The sequence below is a fragment of the Paenibacillus bovis genome (genome assembly GCF_001421015.2).
GTDB classification, from domain to species: Bacteria; Bacillota; Bacilli; order Paenibacillales; family Paenibacillaceae; genus Saccharibacillus; species Saccharibacillus bovis.
Genome location: NZ_CP013023.1, coordinates 2,179,275 through 2,197,995, shown reverse-complemented (window position 1 = coordinate 2,197,995; position 18,721 = coordinate 2,179,275). Strand labels below are relative to the sequence as shown.

The following is an 18,721-nucleotide window of genomic DNA, read 5'->3' as shown; positions in this document are numbered from 1 at the left end:
ACAAAAAATTTAAAGCAAAATAAATTTGGATAACCCCGAAGGAAGAGTTGACCGGAACTGCACTACAACAGCTTTTCAAATATAAAAAAGATCCCTTTCTACCTAAGATTATAGAAAGGGATCTTGCTGTTTACAAGCGGCAGAACCAGATCATCTTCATGATCTATTGCATCTATCATGGAGTGACAGGGTTCTATGGTTATTCTTCGTCATAAGCCAATTCCGCCTCGGCTACTTCATCATAGGCACGGCCTCCACGCCACAGCAGCAGGGCGATCAGGGCAAAAGCGACCAATGCCATAAATGGGATCGTGATAAATCCCAGCAGTTCAAAGTAGTCCTGGTTGCAAGGGACGCCGGTGGTACATGGCGTTACACGTGCCAGTGCCGGAATATGCTGCTCTGCATAATGATACAGGGCAATGAGTCCGCCTACGATACTGAGCGGTAGCACATAGCCTACTATACGGCGGTCACTCCGATAAGCAGCAATACCGAGCAGGATGACCTGCGGATACATAAAAATCCGCTGGAACCAGCATAGTTTACACGGTTCAAATTTCAGTACATCGCTCAGGTAAAGACTTCCTCCTGTCGCGACAATTGCTACAATCCAGGCCAGAAAGAGATAATACTTTGCCAGAAAGGACTTGAAGCCACTTGTCTGCATCCGGATTAGCCCTCCGATCCCGCAGCGGTCTTCGCCTGCTCAATCGCCTTTTTGAGTGCATTGTAGTCGCCGAGATCGCCGGTATACTGTACACCGTTGATAAAGATTGATGGAGTACCCGGGATCTGCAGGGCTTCGCCTTTGTCATACTGGGCTTCTACCTGCTTGGCATAGGTTTTGTTCTCGATATCCTGACGAAGCTTGGCACTATCTATACCGAGATTGGTTTTTTCCGCCAGTTGAACCAGATAGTCGGTCGTCGCCCATTCCTTATTCTCATCCTGTTGATTGGCATAGATCGCATCCAGATAAGGCCAGAACGCTTCTTGTTTCTGATGATAGACTGATTCTACAGCCAATGCAGCTGTTTTGGAATCCTCACCGATAAACGGGAAGTTGGAGAAATACAATGCGGCTGTACCGGTATTGATATAATCCTTTTCGATCTGCGGAACGATCTGTTCATTATACTGCTTGCAGATCGGACATTTAAAATCGCCAAATTCCACAATTTTGACCGGAGCATCCGTTTTGCCTTTGACAGGGAGCTGGGTATAATCAAATGTTGCCGGTGCGGCACCCGTACCTGCTGTATTGTTATTATTCGGAATAAATACAATCAGCAGCACGACTACTGCGATAACCGCTACGGTGCCGATAATCAGATTACGCATCGTTTTCCGCTGACGTATACGTTCTTTTTCGAGACGTTCCTGATTTTTTTGCCGTTTGATTTCCGGATTGATCTTTTTCTTGCCGGGTTTGGAATTAGACAACGTCTGCACCTGCCTCTCCCTCAAGAGCCAGCTTCGCCAGTGCAATTGCACCGGATAGTCCGGCATTATCGCCAAGACCCGGGGAAACAATATACTGATCCAAATTTTCCTGCAGACTTGGATGCTGTACATAGCCATTCAGCAGCTGCTGCAGTTTTTCACGGATCAGCGGGAACAGTTGCTCCTGCTTCATCACGCCCCCGCCCATAATAATTTTCTGTGGGGACAGGATCAGTACATAGCTCATCAGTGCCTGTGCGAGATAATAGGCTTCCATTTCCCAGGCCGGATGATCCGGTGTTAGTTCGGAACCTTTAACCTGCCAGCGTTTCTCCAGAGCAGGGCCTGCAGCCATACCTTCGAGGCAGTCGCCATGATACGGACAGAATCCTTCGAACGTATCGTCCAGATGACGGCGAACCAGAATATGGCCCATTTCGGGATGGGACAAGCCGTGCAGCATTTTGCCGTCAACGACAGCGCCAGCGCCGATACCAGTTCCTACTGTAATATACAGGCAACTATCCAGGCCTTTGGCTGCTCCCCAGGTATACTCTCCGAGAGCTGCACCATTCACATCGGTATCAAAGCTCATCGGCACATCAAAATGCTGCTTCAGGTGCCCAATGATATTGTATTGTCCCCAATGAGGCTTGGGCGTTGTTGTTATGTATCCATATGTCGGGCTGCCCGGAATCGGGTCAATAGGGCCGAAAGAGCCTACCCCAAGTGCTTCAATGCCTTTGCCTTCAAAAAATGAAACCACATTTTTCATTGTGATCTCTGGTGTTTCTGTAGGGAAGCTGGCACGTTCGAGAATTTGCCCGTCCTCTGTTCCAATGCCGCATACAAATTTGGTACCGCCTGCTTCGATTGCTCCGAGTTTTTTCATGAATTTATGCGTCTCCTTTGCAATATGCTTGTGGATTATCGGTCATTCGGATTGCACCAGTCTCTGATCTTACGCCTTTTCTGTGTCAGACAGATGTCGACATGGATAAAGAACGATTCAGAGACTGCACAAATCCTGTTCATCTATCAGACTTATGATTGTACATGGATGCGGATTACTGCCAAATGATAGGTGTCACTCCTGCAAAATGTGAAAAATGCTGTCTACGGCTGCTGTTCAATAGAGCGGTGTACTCGCTTATGGTCTATCTGCAGCCGCTATATTGCTCAGGAACGATTGCCTCCGAATACCAGCGTATTACTGAGTAGACGACCGGCAGAAGTAATCATTTTCCCGTTCGCATACATGCCGGAAGATGCTCCGCCATCCAGATTCATCGCATCCCGGGCACCAAGCTTCTGCATTACGGCAGCCCACTGCTTCATCGTGGCTCCCGGGACCGTAGCAATCAGGACAGAACCATCTGCCATAATGGCTATTCCACTGCGCGCGCCCGAAGCATTCAGGATTTTGGGGTCTTGAAATCCTTCGGCTGCTGCATCAAGTGCGACCTGGCCATGATCCACCAGACGCGGTCCTGCTCCAACAGCAGTCACCACATCCTGCCAGGCGATATCCTTGCCGTGCATATCCTGGTAACCGATATTCATCTTGACCTGTGCGCCTGGCTGAAAGCGGTCTGCTGTCGATTTTTCGCTGCCGGTATACACAATCACATATCCATTTTTGGGAATGGATGTATTTTTATTATTCGCTTTGCGGGTAACTTTTCCCTGCACTACCGTTACAGCTATTCCTCCACTGAATCCGGTAGTTGCACCACGATCGGGTGTGTAGACGATCGACGTACCGGCAGCTGTCCCCGGAGTACGGTTGAACCAGGTCGCATACCAGCTTGATCCCCTGCCCTGTGCAGGAGTGACCGTACCGGTAACCGAGATACGCAGACTGTCCATTTTAGCTGTACCATCTTTGGTAAATCCGATCGTCGTGCCATAGCGGCCCAGGTGCATCAGGCGTCCGCCGGAGATCAATGTACCGTACGGATCAGGCGGCCCGCCATAGGCTTCAAAAAATGCCCCGTTGATTGCTGCTCCTGCTCCATAGGAACGAGCGATAACAGCGAGCGATGCCGTGTGTCCTACCTGACGATCTGCCAGTCCGACAGCGGTAGGTGTACCTTTGGGAATCCGTACCGTCTGTACGGTAAATGTACGACCCGCAGCATTCACCTTTTGTGTAGAGACTTTGAAAGTGGATGAACCTGCAGCGATCGCACTCGAAGAAGCTGCAGGCACAATAGAGATAAGAAGCATCATGCAGAGTAGTACTGCAGTGCCACGTACAAAGCCAAAAAGCAGGGTTGTTTTTTTCATTTAAAACACGCCCACTCCCAGCATCGAGCAGAGACTTTTGATCTCCAGCTCTTCAAATTTGCTCGTAATCGCTTCGTCATTCAGCAGCAGCAGACATTCGTCCAGGGTGCAGACAACCGGCACATGACGATGGATCGTTGCCAATCGGCGCGACAGATGCAGCATGTCCAGATCGGCCTCGATCTTTTTGCGAACAGATGGAGTCAGGTGCTCCAGGTTTTCCAGAATACCTTCTACCGAACCGTATTCCTTGACGAGTTTGACAGCAGTTTTCTCGCCGATGCCTTTGACGCCCGGATAATTATCGCTGGCATCGCCCATCAGTGCTTTCATATCGATGATCTGCTCGGGTGTGAGTTCTTTTTCCTCCATTAGGAATTCCGGGGTATAGACTCGGTAATTGCCATAACCTTTTTTCATAATAATGACACTGGTGCGATGATCGACCAGCTGCAGCATATCATGATCACCTGTCAGAATAAGCACTTCCATATTCTGTTCCAGCTCACGGGAAATCGTACCGATACAGTCATCCGCCTCATAGCCCGGCGCACTCAGATTCGGAATGCCCATACTCTCGGTCACTTCCAGAATCAGATCAAACTGCGGAATCAGATCATCCGGCGCAGCGGTCCGGTTGCCCTTGTAGGCAGCAAACTCCTCGCGGCGGAAAGTCTGGGTACCCAGATCCCAACAGCAAGCAATATGGGTCGGTTCGTACAGACGTACCGCATCCCATAGATAACGTACAAATCCATATACCGCATTGGTCGGAATACCCGACTTGGTACGGCGAATATAGCCCGTCTGGGCAGTGGCATAATACGCGCGGAACAATAGAGCCATTCCGTCGACTAACATCATTTTACGTTCTTTGAGTTCTGTCAATTGTGTCTTCTCTCCTATACATATGAAACCAGTTTGACTATATCATACCGAATATGCAGCTGACTGTACAACTGTTCACAACAACCAATTTACCGAATCGAAAAGGAATTTTGTAAATAAAAAATCTCATGCCGTACCTGTCAATCGGGTACTCGCATGAGATTCATCATCAATTGATAAGCCAATCAGGCTTTCCAGGCCGATTCATACATATCGGCTTTGAATCCAACCGTAACCCGGTCGCCATCGGTAACGATCGGTCGTTTGATCAGCTTGCCATTTTCGGACAACAGCTGCAGCTGTTCTTCGGGGCTCATGGAAGGCAGCTTCTCTTTCAGATTCATCGATTTGTATACTTCACCGCTGGTATTAAAAAACTTTTTCAATTCCAGCTCGCTATGCTCGACCAGTTCACGCAGATGCTCGGCGCTGGGTGGCGATTCCACAATATGCACCAAATTCAGCTCATGGCCCTGTTCACGCAGCCATTTGATCGCATTGCGGCAGGTACTGCACTGCGGGTATTGATAAACGGTTAATTTACTCATATTTGTTGATTCTCCTTTGATCGTCACATGGATAGCGGATTGCCCTTCGCTGTGTATTCAAAATATCCTAGTCCCGCAACCCGCGCAGGGAGGCATCCAGCAGAGCCAAATCCTCCGGCAGCGGAGCCTGGAAGGTCATATATTCTCCGGTAGCCGGATGAACAAAGCCAAGCTCGTATGCATGCAGCGCCTGTCGACCTGCAAGTTCGTCCAGTCTGCGAATAGCCTCGGACGGCGCATCCGGCTCCGGTATTGGCGATATTGGATCAGACCGCAGTACTTCAGTTACAGGCAAATGATGCGTCTCCTGATCAGCTGTCTCTCCGGATTCGAATTCAGCTATCTCTTTGAATTCAGACAATGAGGCAGATACCGGAGCTGCATATCCATACATCCGGTCACCGATCAGCGGACAGCCGATATGCTTCATATGCACACGAATCTGGTGGGTTCGTCCTGTCTCCAGCTGCAGGGATACCAGTGCTGCATCCTGTCCGGCAAATTCTTCTACAACCTTGTAACGGGTAGCCGCATAATAACCATCCGACGTCACGATCCGCACATGTGGTTGATCCGGATCACGGTCAATTGCTCCCGCGATTCGGCCGGATGCAGGCTGAGGCAGATGATGCACATACGCCAGATACGATTTGAACACCTGATCCTGAATCATCTGCTCGGAAATATGCTGATGTACATACGGATTTTTGGCGACAGCCAGTACCCCGGATGTGTCCTGATCCAGACGATGCACCGGACGGAAGCGGAACTGCTCGCCCTTTTGCTGCCAGTAATAGACGACTCCATTGGCAAGTGTATCCGTATAATGACCATGTGTCGGATGTACGATAATACCTGCTTTTTTATTAATAATGAGCAGATGCTCATCTTCATAAATAATATCAAAGTCCAGCGGCTGCGGCAGAATATCATCCGAAGATTCACGCTCCATGCGTACTTCCACCGTATCGCCTGCCTTGACCTTGTAGTCCACATAGACCCGTTCACCGTTGAGCTTGACGCCGTGTTCTGTCAATTTGATCCGGGACGTCAGCTTGCGGGAGATGCCCATGCGCCGGTTCAGAATCGTTTTGAGCAGCATGCCTTCATCCTGCGGCTCGATCTGGTATACAATCGGCTCATAATAATTTTGTTGTATTTCCTGTTCACTCTTCATTCCTGTGACACGTTCCTCTCAGCTGCGGCGGAATACTTTTTGGCTTCGTACATATTCGATATCGTCAACACCGTTACGCACATTGGCGGTACGGGCCACGACAAAGAAATAATCGGATAACCGGTTCAGATACTTGCGTACAGCCGGATTGATCTCTTCCGCTGCACCCAGCGTAACTGTCCGGCGCTCGGCCCGGCGACAGACGGTACGGCACACATGCAGCGCAGCAGCCAGCGCATGTCCTCCCGGCAAAATAAAGCGTTCCAGCTGCGGATTCTCCACTTCATACCGGTCGATCCATTCTTCCAGACGCACTGCCATTTCTTCGTGCACCTTGTATTTACTTTCGCTTAATTGGACAAAAGCCAGATCCGATCCGCAATCAAACAACTCCTGCTGAATCAGCAGCAGATCCTCGCGCAAATCTTCAAAAGTAGCACCTTCTGCCAGCGCAGCTGCCTGTCCGACAAAGCTGTTCAGTTCGTCGATCGTGCCATAGGCTTCGACGCGGATATCATCCTTGCTCACTCTACCGCCAATCACCGAGGTCTGTCCTTCATCACCTGTGCGTGTATAAATGCCCAAAGAGCTCCCTCCTGTTTCTTTATTCAATCATCGCTTTCAGTACCTTGACTGCCTTGTCATGATTGGCAAAAATCGGTACGGTTGCATATAAATCTCCTTTGGTATAACCGATCTCCTTGAATACTGCCATCTGATTCACCGGAATAGCAAACAAATGCTCTTTCTGCTTGGCAGGATCGGTATCTTCTTCGTTCGCAGCGCCTTTGGTTACTCCCTTGGCATAGGTTTTGGCATCAAAATCCTGATCCAATACCAGATGTCCGCCGCTGGTCGCGTACGACTTCATATCATTTTCAGGCAGGATAATAATATCATCCATGCGGTCTACATATTCCAGCACCATTTTTTCCGGTGAATAGACCGGGGTCGTACTAACACTTACCGTCAGGCTGCTGCCCAGTTTCTGCTGCAGCTTTTGTTGAATCTGTTCAGCCATTTCCTGCGGAAAACCTTCACTACCCATAATGAACACTTTTACCTGATTTGGATCTTTGGCTGGTTGCCCGCCGCATCCGGCCAGCAGACCGACCATGAGCAGACTGATTCCCAGTAGTATTCCCTTTGTCCATGCCTTCACGGGTGTTCCCCCTTCAACTTAGCTACAACTCATCATACCATAGCTTTCCGGCGTAAAAAAAGAAGACCCTGACTCAGGATCTTCTGCATGTGTTCGAATATGACTACGTATGTATCAGCAATGATTGGATATATACAGTTTCTATGCTTTCTACATAATTCTATAATGGCGGTTTCTTATTCGTAAGTCGCATATATTCGTTGATTTTGAGATCCAGCATCATGCTGACTTCCAGTACGTCATCAGCGATAAAGGATTGCTGCTCAATAAACAATTGTTCCATTCGGCTGCGAAGTACACGAATCTCATTTTCCAGGGAAAGTAATTGTCTGGATCTGATCGACTCCGGCTGCTGTGGCCAGGCTGCCTGATTTTCCGAAAGCATCAGCCCACGGTAAATTGGACCCGGATATTCCGTACAATACAAATAATTACCTCCTTCGAAATAAAATTCCTGCTTCCGAAGACCTATTATAGCATAGGTTATCTGAAATGGAAGCAGAAATTTGGTATAGAGGAGATAATAAGATTTTTTTGTGACAATTTACATTAATGGAAATTATTTAATCTTGGCAACAAAGGAGCCGATCCGCTCCAGTGCTTCACTGAGTTGTGCAACAGAGGTTGCATAGGAACAGCGGATAAACCCTTCTCCACCCAGTCCAAATACCGTACCTGGTACAGCGGCTACCCGTCCTTCGACCAGCAGCTGCTGGGCAAACTCTTCGGAGCTGAGTCCGGTAGACTGAATACTCGGGAAAGCATAAAAAGCGCCCTGGGGTTCATGACAGTCCAGCCCGATCTGACGGAATCCCTCGACTATCAGACGTCGGCGACGGTTGTAGGATTCCACCATCTTGTCCTTTTCACCAAGTCCATTGGTCAAGGCTTCCAGTGCAGCTACCTGTCCCATAACCGGTGCACACATCACCGTATACTGGTGAATTTTGAGCATCGCCGAGATCAGATCCGGATGTCCGCAGGCATACCCCATCCGCCAGCCGGTCATTGCAAATGCTTTGGAGAATCCACTTACCAGAATCGTACGGTCTTTCATACCAGGTACAGAAGCAAAGCTCACATGCTTGGTTCCATAGGTCAGCTCTGCATAGATTTCATCGGAAATAACGATCAGATCATGCTTTTCCACCACTTTGGCAATCGGCAGCCAATCTTCATACGTCATAATGGCGCCTGTCGGATTACTCGGGTAGCAAAGAATCAGAATTTTGGAGCGCGGTGTGATACTTTTCTCCAGTGCTTCGGCGGTCAGTTTGAAGTTATCACTGGCAAACGTCTCGATACCGACCGGTACACCGCCGCCAATAGCTGTAATCGGCGAATAGGAAATGTAACATGGCTCGGGAATCAGAATCTCGTCTCCAGGTGCAATCAGTGCACGCAGCGCCAGATCGATTGCTTCGCTGCCTCCAACAGTGACTAGAATCTCGTCCTTGGGATCATAGGAAGTTTTGAATTCATTTTCCAGATAACCGGCAATCGCTTCGCGCAGTTCGGGCATCCCCGCATTGGACGTATAACGAGTGTATCCCCGTTCCAATGAATAGACACAAGCTTCACGCACATGCCATGGTGTCGTAAAATCCGGCTCTCCGACACCCAGTGTAATAATATCCTTGCTGGCACTCACCAGATCAAAAAACTTGCGGATGCCGGAAGGCTGTATACCGCGTACAAGCGGTGACAGATACGAATCCATCGACTTTGGCTCTCCGGCTGGCTGTTCTCGGTTGACAATCATAGTAGGCCTCTTCCTTTACGGGGAAATAATCAGGCGCTGGTCATCTTCGTGTTCTTCGAAAATAATACCGTCCTGTTTGTATTTTTTGAGAATAAAATGGGTTTTGGTTGATAATACGGATTCAATAGGAGACAGACGTTCGGATACGAAGCTGGCTACCTCTTTGAGATTATGTCCTTCCACTTCGACCAGCAGATCATAGGCACCGGACATCAGATAGACGGATTTCACCTGTGGATACAAATAAATGCGCTCTGCAATTCCTTCAAATCCGCGTCCGCGTTCAGGTGTAATCTGTACTTCGATCAGGGCTGTAACCGTCTCTTCATCGACCTTGCTCCAGTTTACGACAGTGGCATACTTGACGATCACATGATCATCTTCGAGTTCCTGAATCGCTTGTTTAATCTCGGCTTCCTCTACACCCAGCAACGTGGAAATCAGCTGTGGCGTACGCCGTGCATCTTCTTTTAACAGATCAAGTACCTGCAGCTTAAGCTCGCTCAGTTCCTTCATAAATGTATAGCCTCCAAGTGCTAAAGATTAATATTAAATATTACACGAAACGTATACTTGTGCAACCCCTGAGCCCGCTACTTGCCTGATATATGAACCTCTATTCGTTGTAAACGGAAATACAACTGCTTCATGCCTATCATAATCCGGTTACTTAATTGTAGTAACTAGCTGTTTACTCGATACTGAGAGGCAGTATGAACGGTATCGACCAGGCAGTTTGCAATTTACTTTAATTATCCAAGGAGCGAATACAATGGATTTACACACCGGTAATACGATGTGGGGACATACCCTCACCAACCCGCCACGTTATGAGCAGCTGCAAGAAAATCAGGAATGTGATGTGCTGGTCATTGGAGGCGGCATGGGCGGAGCGTTGTGCGCGCGCGAATTTGCCCGCCGGGGATTAAAAACAGTCGTTGTAGACAAACGCCACATCGGTCAGGGCAGTTCGATTGCCAATACCGGTCTGCTGCAATATACCAACGACAAGACGCTGACTTCCTGTATTCATACCTTTGGTGAAAAAAACGGCGTGCTCTTCTACGAACTATGCCGTCAGGCGATGGAGTATTTACTCCAGACAGCTCCTACCCTGCCTATGGATGCACAGCTTATTCCTCGCAGCAGTCTCTATTTTGCCAGTAGTGAAGAGGATGTAGAGGGACTGCGCGAAGAATACCATAATCTGAAGCAGCATGGTTTTGATGCGGAGTATTGGGATGAGGAGCAGATTGCAGAGCACTTTTCCTTCCGTAAATCTGCTGGTCTGTATACGCATGGCGATGCAGAAGTGAATCCTTATCGATTGGTCCATGCGCTGATGATGGATGCTGTCAATCATGGCGCACGCATCTATGAACAGACTACTGTTAACAGCTATGAATTTACCGAAGATGGCGTAATCTGCCATGCTGGGAATCTATCGATCCGTGCTCGCCGTGTCGTTTTCTCGACCGGATACGAGACACAGGAGGAGAAAAAAGAACGCGGTGCTTTCCTGATGAATACGTATGCTATTGCTACTACCCCTGTGCAAGAGCTTACGGGCTGGTATGAGCAAAGTATGCTATGGGAAACTGCACGTCCTTATTTATATATGCGTACTACGGTAGACAACCGGATTATCGTAGGCGGACTGGATGAACCGGTGACTACTGTCGAAGACCGGGACACACGGTTGGTGCACCAGGCCAATCAGCTGCTGAAATCGGTTCAGGAGCTATTTCCGGATATGGGACCGTTATCTATTGATTCTGCTTGGGCTGCTTCTTTTGGTTCCAGCCGTGACGGCCTGCCTTATATGGGACCTCATCCGGAATATCCAAATTGTTACTTTGTGGAAGGTTATGGTGGCAACGGCACAGTCTATAGCACGATTGCCGCTATGCTGCTCGCAGATGAACTGGTCGGTATTCACCGTCCGGAACTGGAACTGTTCAGCCTGACCCGTACTTCCAAGCCTTCACCGTCTGAATCGCCGGATATACTGGTATAACTATAGTTGTACAAACAAAAGACGCGTACAGCAGACCGATCCCTAACGATCTGTCGCTGTACGCGTCTTGTTGTTATATTCCAATACGTATTGGAATGATTACTTGTTATCCTGATGGCGGGTCAGATGGTCTATCATGCGCAGACGCTCTTCTTCGCCCAGGCTCTGGTGTACATGGAAGCAGCTTGGGCATACATACACGTTTACTTTGAAAGGCGCTTTCAGGAAAGCGAGCTCCTTGCCGGCAGACTGGTTCGGTACAAATCCGCTTGCTCCGTGTTCCTGGGTACCTGCCAGCAGCATGTATTCCTGACAATGCGGACACTGGGGAATCTCTTCCTGCGTATCCAGCAGCTGCTCCACATTCTCTTCATAATCGACCATCTTGAAGTTCTCATCCCCGTATTTTTCGATCGTTTTCAGGGAAGAAAGATTGGGCTGATGGAACAGCTCTGCTTCATCAAGCAAGGTCGTTGCTCGTGAGGCAATCGAGTTGTTGGTATTATTTTCGGAAGCAGATGCCGTTTCCGGTGAGCGTGTCTCTGCTTCATATTGTTCTTGCTCGTCTTCATTCAGATCAATATTGAGTGTGCGGTATCCGTTCAATTCATTTCCGCAATGGGGACAGGATTCTTCCGGTCCAAACTCGGGGTCCCATACGATCTCGCTGTGACACCATGGGCATATTGTTGTATCCATTATTTTATTCCTTTCGTCATCCAGATAGTCGTTCTTTGGGAGAGTTCCTGTACTCCCTTATATTTGTTTCTTGATATCTTTTACAAAATAGCTGCTCCGATAACATACGACAATGAAATCGATATTACCATGGAAATAAATCCGATGGCCTGGTTATTGGAGGCTATCTCCCGGTCGATATTAAATACCGGAGTCAGGAATTCAAATAAAAAGTACGCGGCCAGCAGCAGCATGAAGCCGATCAGTGACCACCCCAGGCTTCCGTATACCGAACTGTGCGCTTCAATAGAGAATCGCATAATATTGCAAATCCCGAATATTTTGCCGCCGGTTGCCATCGCCACGGCCATATTGCCGCGCTTGATCTCATCCCAGCATTTATATTTGGTCACTAATTCAAAGCACCACAAAAATACGATTAGCTGCAGCACGGCGACAGAAAAATAACCTATCATCATTCCGACCGGATGTGCCAGCAGGGGATCAATATAATCCTTCACGTCACTTTGTAACTCCTTCCGCTTATGAAATCATCCACAGATCATCGTAGTCAATACGTATGTCATCCGGAATGGTTTCAGACGGGATTATTTCAGCTCGGCTACAGTCACGCCGTTGCCGCCTTCGCCGTAGTTACCGGTACGGAAGCTTTTGACATGCTTGTGACGACGCAGGAAATCCTGAATCCCGGTGCGCAGCACACCTGTTCCTTTTCCGTGAATAATATAGACCTGACCCAGATTCGCGAGGAAGGCTTCGTCGAGGAAACGGTCTACATCGATCAATGCTTCTTCCACATTGGCACCGCGCAGATCGAGCTCGGAATGGGTATTATCATCGCGGGAACGCTGAACGGTCGTTACCTGTTTGCGCTGCGGCGCAGCAGGCTTGGCAGACCCGATCAATTCCAGATCGCTGAGTGCCACTTTCATTTTCATAATCCCCATCTGTACTGTTGCTTCCTTGGAGCCCGATAATTCCACCACATGTCCGCGCTGATTGAAGCTGTGTACCATTACTTCATCACCAGGGCCAATCGGTTTATTTTTCTTGTCCGGCTTGGCTGCAGCCTTTTTCTTGACTCGCTGTGCAGGTGCAGCTTCATCGAGCTGTCTACGGGCTGCGATCAGGCGATGCTCTTTAACCGCAGCTCCTTCTTCCTGTGCCATTTTGCGCAGGGAGCTGATGACTTCGTCCGCTTCGGCGCGTGCTTTCGCCAGAATCTCGCGTGCTTCTTCTTCCGCCTTGTCGAGACGCTTGTCGCGCTGTTCTTCCAGACGGGCAAGATCGCGTTCATAACGGGTACGCAGCTCTTCCATCTGCTGACGGAGTTTGGCAGCTTCATTGCGGTCTGCTTCTGCGCTGAGACGATTCGTTTCGAGTGAAGCAATCATCTGCTCCACGCGCTGATCTTCTTCTCCTACTTCGCCGCGCGCACGATCCAAAATGACTCCAGGCAGCCCCAGACGCTCGGCAATTGCAAACGCATTACTGCGTCCCGGTACGCCAATCAGCAGGCGGTAGGTAGGGCTTAACGTGTTCACGTCAAACTCCATGCTCGCATTGATGACCCCTTTGCGATCATAGGCATATGCCTTGAGTTCGCTGTAGTGGGTAGTGGCAATCATGCGGCAGCCCTGGGCATGAATATGCTCCAAAATAGCTATCGCAAGCGCCGATCCTTCTGCCGGGTCGGTACCTGCACCCAATTCATCGAACAGAACCAGGCTTTTCGGCGTCATCTGCTTCAGGATCGAGATAATATTGGTCATATGACTGGAGAAGGTACTGAGATTCTGCTCAATACTCTGCTCATCCCCAATATCCGCATAGATCGCATCAAAAACGCAGAGCTGACTGCCTTCATCGGCAGGAATAAACAATCCGGACATCGCCATCAGACTGAGCAATCCGACCGTTTTGAGTGTGACGGTCTTACCACCCGTATTCGGACCGGTAACAATAATACTGGAATACGTGTTACCCAGCTCCAGATCGGTGGGCACGACATACTCGATCGGAATCAGCGGATGACGTGCTTTTTTCAGCTTGAGGAAGCCGCGGTCATTCATGATCGGACGGCTGGATTTCATCGCATGAGCCAGTCTCGCTTTGGCAAATACAAAATCCAGCTGCGCCAGCGTCTCTACATCATAGCCCAGCAATTCGGCTTGATCCGCTACCTGCGCGGTTAGCTTCTGCAGGATCACTTCTATTTCGCGCTCTTCGCGCAGACGGGCTTCGCGCAGCTTGTTGTTCATCGCTACGATTGCTTCCGGTTCTATAAACAGGGTCGCGCCGGAACCGGACTGATCATGCACAATACCGCCAAAATAAGAGCGATATTCCGCTTTTACCGGAATAACAAACCGGTCGCCACGAATCGTAACCAGCTGATCCTGCAGCATTTTGGCTACTGTCTGCGAACGGATCATGCCATCCAGCTTTTCACGAATCCGGACTTCGCCGGTACGTAGTTCACGACGAACAGCTGCCAGCTCGGTACTGGCCGAATCCATTACATGAGCGGAATCATCGATACAGGCACGAATCGCTTTTTCCAGTGGACGCTGATCGGATAACAGTTCGATCAGATCCGCCAGCCATGGCACTGGATTCTCTTCATGCACCATTTCTACATGACGTGCGGCACGACGTCCGCCCATAATCGTATTCGCGATGCCCAGCAGCTCGGAAGGATTCAGTGTTCCGGCGATCCGGGCACGGCTGACTGCCGGACGGATATCCACGATTCCACCAAAAGGCGGTGTTCCTTTTAAACGGTCAACGGTCGCCGCTTCATCTGTAGCTTGAAGCAGTTTTTTGACGTATTCCAGATCGGTATCGGGCTGTAGCGACAAGGCCGTCTGCTTACCGATCGATGTAGCCGCATACCCGGCCAGCATATCTAAAATTTGACCATACTGCATTGTATGGAATATTTTATTATTCAACGTGGTGACACTCCTCTATAACAAACATAATCGTTCCATCTCTCTCCTGGATGCAGCAACAAACGATGCTGTCTTCCTCACAGGAGTTGGATATTTGAATGGCGGACTGCTTTGTGGCCGCAGACACAGGCAGCTCCATTAAAGCGCTTTTCCACAGGAATCTGCCGGAAAATTCGCTTCCATTCTATTATACACCGTGACGTAATTTTCACAAAATCATCGCATGACAAATCATGGAAGAATACGGTATGATAGAAAGGATGAGGAGGGATTATTTATGAAAAAATACATCGTTGCCAGTATGACCATTGCCATGCTGCTGCTTACATCCGCTTGTGGCGGTCAGGGTGAGACATCCGAACATGCGAATCACCAGCAAAGCGGTGTTACCGATACAGGAGTAGCTTCATCCGATAATACATCCGGCTCTGCCAAAAGTGGAGAACAGCTCGTTGTCAAAGCAACCAACTACCAATTTGACCAACCGGAATATCACGTCAAAAAAGGAAAACCTGTTACTATCGTATTCGATAATGTACAGGGAAATCATGGTCTGATGATTCCTGCATTGAATGTAAATCTCAATGCGCGTGATTCCTCCATTACGGTAACCCCACAGGAAGCCGGTACATTCGATATGGCCTGCTCGATCATGTGCGGCTCCGGCCATAGTACCATGGTCGCCAAGCTGATCGTCGACGAAGCCTGATACAAGATAGAAGTCTGTCGATCGGCAGCGATCCAGATACTATTTTGAACCTGTAGTTATGCCAAAACCCCTTGTCTGATCCGATACAATCATCATTGTAACCGGTAATCAGGCAAGGGGTTTTGTTATGCTTATGGTTATCCTCGTCACTGCTTTAGTTCTGATCCTGCTCAATCAGCTCCAGCCATTCATTATGCTCGACCTGCAGCTGTAGATGCTGCTCGCGCAGAACATCCAGCTCGCGCTGAATCCGTTCTTTTTCTTCCAGCTGGGTATCGCGTTCCACATGAATCAAACGTAGCTGGTGGGACATCATTTCGTATTGATCCATAATTTCCCGGGTTTCCTGACTGCTCGTTTCCCGAGAATTCTGCAGCTGTTCATATTCTGTACGCCATCTCTGCTCACTGCTCGCCAGCTCCTGCAGCTGTTGTTCCTGCTGTCGCTGCTGCTCGGAGATCTGCTCCATGCGGGACTGCCATTGCTGCAGTTCGGTCCGCAGCTGCTGGCTCTGCTGCTCCAGGCGTCCGATCTCTTCCATATAGCCCTGTTCATTCAGTACAACTGCCCGGTAATCTTCTTCCAGACGGGCGTAACGCTGATTCCAGCTGTCCACATCCTGAAGCGTCTCGTCCAGCAGGGAAGCCTGCTGCTCATGCTGATGCTGCAGTTCGGCGATCTGCGCGTTCAACGCAGCAATACGTTCTTCCGATTCTCGCTGCTGCTGCTCCAGACGGGACTGTACCTCCAGAGTCTCCTGCTCTTGCTGTCTGGACAGCTTGCGCCAGGTATCCAGCTCCTGCATATACTGCTCGCTCTCCTGACGGACAGAGGCCAGCTGCTCGGCCGCTTCTTGACGCATGGCAGCCAATTGGTCCGCTGCTTCCTGACGGGTTTGCTGCAGCTGATTCTCCTGTTCGGTCAATTGACCGGACAGCGTAGTGTGACGTTGCTGCTGTATAGACAGTTCACGCTGATAATGACGAACTTCCTCTTCCTGCTGGGTAGACAGCTCGCGCCATGTATTCATTTCTTCCTGATATCCGGCAGACTCGACCTGCAATCCGGATAATTGATCTTCCAGCAGGCGAACCTGTTCCCCGGCCGCTGCAAACTGCTGCTGCAGCTGTTGCTCCTGCTCGTTCAAACGCTGTACTTCCTTTTCCAGCTCTGCCGAACTCTGCTGCCAGGTATCGGCTTCTTCACGCGACTGCGCAGCAGAGGCTGTTAATTCCTCTGCCTGCTGCTGCAGAAGCTCGATCTGTCCGGCAAGATCATCTCGCTGTGAGTTCAGCTGGTTCATTTCTCTTTCCAGCTCTACTGAATTCTGCTGCCAGGTATCGGCTTCTTCACGCGACTGCGCAGCAGAGGCTGTCAGTTCCTCTACCTGCTGCCGCAGAAGCTCGATCTGTCCGGCAAGATTATCTCGCTGTGAGCTCAGCTCGTTCATTTCTTTTTCCAGCTCTACTGAATTCTGCTGCCAGGTATCGGCTTCTTCACGCGATTGGGTAGCAGAGGCTGTCAGTTCTTCTACCTGTAGTTGCAGAAGTTCGATCTGACCGGTAAGGTCATCTCGCTGCAAGTTCAGCTGGGACAACTGATTTTCCAACTGACCAATCTGTTCATCCCGTTGCTGCTGGGCCAATTCCAGTTCCAGCTTCAGCTGGGTAAGCTGATCTTCATGCTGTTCCGACAGACGCTGCCATACAGCAGCTTCTTCCCGAACTTCTGCTGTAGTTGTATTCAGCTGTTCCAGCTGCTGCTCACGGGCACTCAGCTGATCCTGCAGCTCTGCATACTCCTGACGGATCGAAGACAGTTCCTGCTGCAGCTGCTGCATCTCCTGTTCATGCTGATTGGAGAGTTGTTCCCAGGTAGCAGCTTCCTCCTGCGTATCTGTCAACAGAGTACGTGCTTCTTCCAGCTGCTGCATATAAGCTGCCAGTTGATCTTCCAGTTCCTGACGGCGCTGCTCCGCTTCGGTAAGCTGCATACGCAGTTCACCCAGCTGCTCCTCGTACTGACCGGACAACTCGGTACGCAGCTGTTCTGCACGCTGTTCCAGATCCTGATAACGCTGCTGCGTGGATTCGATTTCGGATTGCAGCTGTTCCTTTTCCTGCCGCTCGGTATCCAGCTGTCCTGTCAGTGTAGTCAGCTGCTGAGCCGCCTGCTCCTGCTGCTGGCGAAGATCTGTATATTCGCTTTGAACACGGTTCAGCTCGTCTTCCTGCTGCTGGGACAGTTCACGCCAAGTTTCGGATTCTTCACGAACTTCGGCCATGCCTTTCTCAAGCTGAGTATGTTTGGAGCGTACTTCTTCCAGCTGGGCATGTAAAAAGTCGTTATCTTCCTCCAGTTGAATTTTGCGCTGCTGAGCCTGATCATGCTCCTGCTGCAACGTAAACAGCTGCTCTTCCAGCTCTCCGCTACGCAGACGCAGCTGCTCTTCATTCTCGGCAGACTGCATAATATCCAGCTGCTGCTGTTCCAGCTTTTTGTTTGTACTCTGTTCCAGATTACGATACTGCTCTTGCGCTGCTGCAGCCGCTTTCTGCGCATTGTCCAGCTGCTGACGCAGCTCCTGGCTGGATTGCTGCTGCTGCTTGTTCTGCTCGTTCAGCTGCTGATTCTGCTTTTGTACCTGGGTCAGCTGTTCGCGAGTCTGGGATACTTCCTTTTCGGCTGTCGTCAGACGAGCGGTCAGCTGCTGATGTTCCGTCTGCTGCTCGCTGGCTTCGGTTTGCAGCTTCCGGATTATCTCCTCCTGCTGCTGCTGGACAGCCTGGAGACGCTCCAACTCTGCAGTCAGACGCTGCTGCTCTGCAATAGCCGTATCCAGTTCACCACGCTCGGTGCTGGATTGGATCGCTTCCTCCGCCATATGTACAGCTGACAGAATCGCCAGCTTGGTCGTATCCAGATGACTGTGGGCTTGCGATATACTGTGCATGTGCTCATCCACATACTGAGCTACACTTTTCATGTAGTCGGCACTGCTGCCAACCAATTTATATGAAGTCCCATAGATATTAACGGTGACTCGGATTCGATCGTTTGTTGTCACAGT

General features: G+C 49.7%; 18 protein-coding genes. 2 read left to right on the top strand and 16 right to left on the bottom strand.

Features of this window, described 5'->3' with window-relative positions; genetic code table 11:
- Nucleotides 1-199: 199 nt before the first annotated feature.
- The 12 genes from AR543_RS09405 to AR543_RS09350 form a co-directional block, all read right to left on the bottom strand.
- Nucleotides 200-670, bottom strand: coding sequence for a disulfide oxidoreductase (locus AR543_RS09405; RefSeq protein ID WP_060533802.1), 471 nt, complete (start codon nt 668-670; stop codon nt 200-202).
- A 5-nt stretch (nt 671-675) separates the two neighbouring features.
- The gene (locus AR543_RS09400) at nt 676-1,455 is read right to left on the bottom strand and encodes a DsbA family protein (protein WP_060533800.1); all 780 of its coding nucleotides are present in this window, start codon (nt 1,453-1,455) and stop codon (nt 676-678) included.
- A complete protein-coding gene (locus AR543_RS09395; RefSeq protein WP_060533798.1) occupies nt 1,439-2,338 on the bottom strand; it encodes an ROK family protein in 900 nt (299 codons plus the stop codon). Before AR543_RS09395 ends, AR543_RS09400 begins: the two co-directional genes overlap by 17 nt.
- A gap of 287 nt (nt 2,339-2,625) precedes the next feature.
- On the bottom strand, nt 2,626-3,735 hold the full coding sequence (locus AR543_RS09390) for a phosphodiester glycosidase family protein (RefSeq protein ID WP_060533796.1): 1,110 nt from the start codon (nt 3,733-3,735) through the stop codon (nt 2,626-2,628).
- The gene (locus AR543_RS09385; RefSeq protein WP_418304222.1) at nt 3,736-4,596 is read right to left on the bottom strand and encodes a 5'-3' exonuclease; all 861 of its coding nucleotides are present in this window, start codon (nt 4,594-4,596) and stop codon (nt 3,736-3,738) included. It abuts the gene before it with no gap.
- 212 nt (nt 4,597-4,808) lie between these two features.
- On the bottom strand, nt 4,809-5,171 hold the full coding sequence (locus AR543_RS09380; RefSeq protein ID WP_060533794.1) for an arsenate reductase family protein: 363 nt from the start codon (nt 5,169-5,171) through the stop codon (nt 4,809-4,811).
- Between the two features lie 67 nt (nt 5,172-5,238).
- Nucleotides 5,239-6,348 (bottom strand): RluA family pseudouridine synthase, encoded by a 1,110-nt coding sequence (locus AR543_RS09375; protein ID WP_060533793.1) that lies wholly within the window; start codon nt 6,346-6,348, stop codon nt 5,239-5,241.
- An 18-nt stretch (nt 6,349-6,366) separates the two neighbouring features.
- The gene (locus AR543_RS09370) at nt 6,367-6,933 is read right to left on the bottom strand and encodes a cob(I)yrinic acid a,c-diamide adenosyltransferase (protein WP_060533792.1); all 567 of its coding nucleotides are present in this window, start codon (nt 6,931-6,933) and stop codon (nt 6,367-6,369) included.
- Between the two features lie 19 nt (nt 6,934-6,952).
- Entirely contained in the window at nt 6,953-7,510 is a 558-nt protein-coding gene (locus tag AR543_RS09365; protein WP_060533791.1) for a hypothetical protein, read from the bottom strand.
- A gap of 160 nt (nt 7,511-7,670) precedes the next feature.
- Nucleotides 7,671-7,937 (bottom strand): aspartyl-phosphate phosphatase Spo0E family protein, encoded by a 267-nt coding sequence (locus AR543_RS09360; protein ID WP_064505564.1) that lies wholly within the window; start codon nt 7,935-7,937, stop codon nt 7,671-7,673.
- A gap of 132 nt (nt 7,938-8,069) precedes the next feature.
- Nucleotides 8,070-9,272, bottom strand: coding sequence for an aminotransferase class I/II-fold pyridoxal phosphate-dependent enzyme (locus AR543_RS09355; RefSeq protein WP_060533790.1), 1,203 nt, complete (start codon nt 9,270-9,272; stop codon nt 8,070-8,072).
- A 15-nt stretch (nt 9,273-9,287) separates the two neighbouring features.
- Nucleotides 9,288-9,788, bottom strand: a complete 501-nt coding sequence (locus AR543_RS09350; protein WP_017811353.1) for an Lrp/AsnC family transcriptional regulator — start codon at nt 9,786-9,788, stop codon at nt 9,288-9,290.
- 256 nt (nt 9,789-10,044) lie between these two features.
- Between AR543_RS09350 and AR543_RS09345 the strand changes: the two genes are divergently transcribed.
- Entirely contained in the window at nt 10,045-11,289 is a 1,245-nt protein-coding gene (locus tag AR543_RS09345) for an NAD(P)/FAD-dependent oxidoreductase (protein ID WP_060533788.1), read from the top strand.
- A gap of 99 nt (nt 11,290-11,388) precedes the next feature.
- Here AR543_RS09345 and AR543_RS09340 read toward each other — a convergent pair whose 3' ends face one another.
- The 3 genes from AR543_RS09340 to AR543_RS09330 all read right to left on the bottom strand — a co-directional run bounded on the left by AR543_RS09340 (nt 11,389) and on the right by AR543_RS09330 (nt 14,942).
- On the bottom strand, nt 11,389-11,988 hold the full coding sequence (locus tag AR543_RS09340; protein ID WP_060533786.1) for a hypothetical protein: 600 nt from the start codon (nt 11,986-11,988) through the stop codon (nt 11,389-11,391).
- 80 nt (nt 11,989-12,068) lie between these two features.
- Nucleotides 12,069-12,488 (bottom strand): DUF350 domain-containing protein, encoded by a 420-nt coding sequence (locus AR543_RS09335; RefSeq protein ID WP_060533784.1) that lies wholly within the window; start codon nt 12,486-12,488, stop codon nt 12,069-12,071.
- 87 nt (nt 12,489-12,575) lie between these two features.
- Complete coding sequence (locus tag AR543_RS09330) at nt 12,576-14,942, bottom strand: endonuclease MutS2 (RefSeq protein ID WP_060533782.1); 2,367 nt, start codon at nt 14,940-14,942, stop codon at nt 12,576-12,578.
- Nucleotides 14,943-15,219: 277 nt separating this feature from the next.
- Between AR543_RS09330 and AR543_RS09325 the strand changes: the two genes are divergently transcribed.
- Nucleotides 15,220-15,651, top strand: a complete 432-nt coding sequence (locus AR543_RS09325; RefSeq protein ID WP_060533780.1) for a cupredoxin domain-containing protein — start codon at nt 15,220-15,222, stop codon at nt 15,649-15,651.
- Nucleotides 15,652-15,805: 154 nt separating this feature from the next.
- Here AR543_RS09325 and AR543_RS09320 read toward each other — a convergent pair whose 3' ends face one another.
- Nucleotides 15,806-18,718, bottom strand: coding sequence for a hypothetical protein (locus AR543_RS09320; protein WP_060533779.1), 2,913 nt, complete (start codon nt 18,716-18,718; stop codon nt 15,806-15,808).
- Nucleotides 18,719-18,721 lie beyond the last annotated feature (3 nt).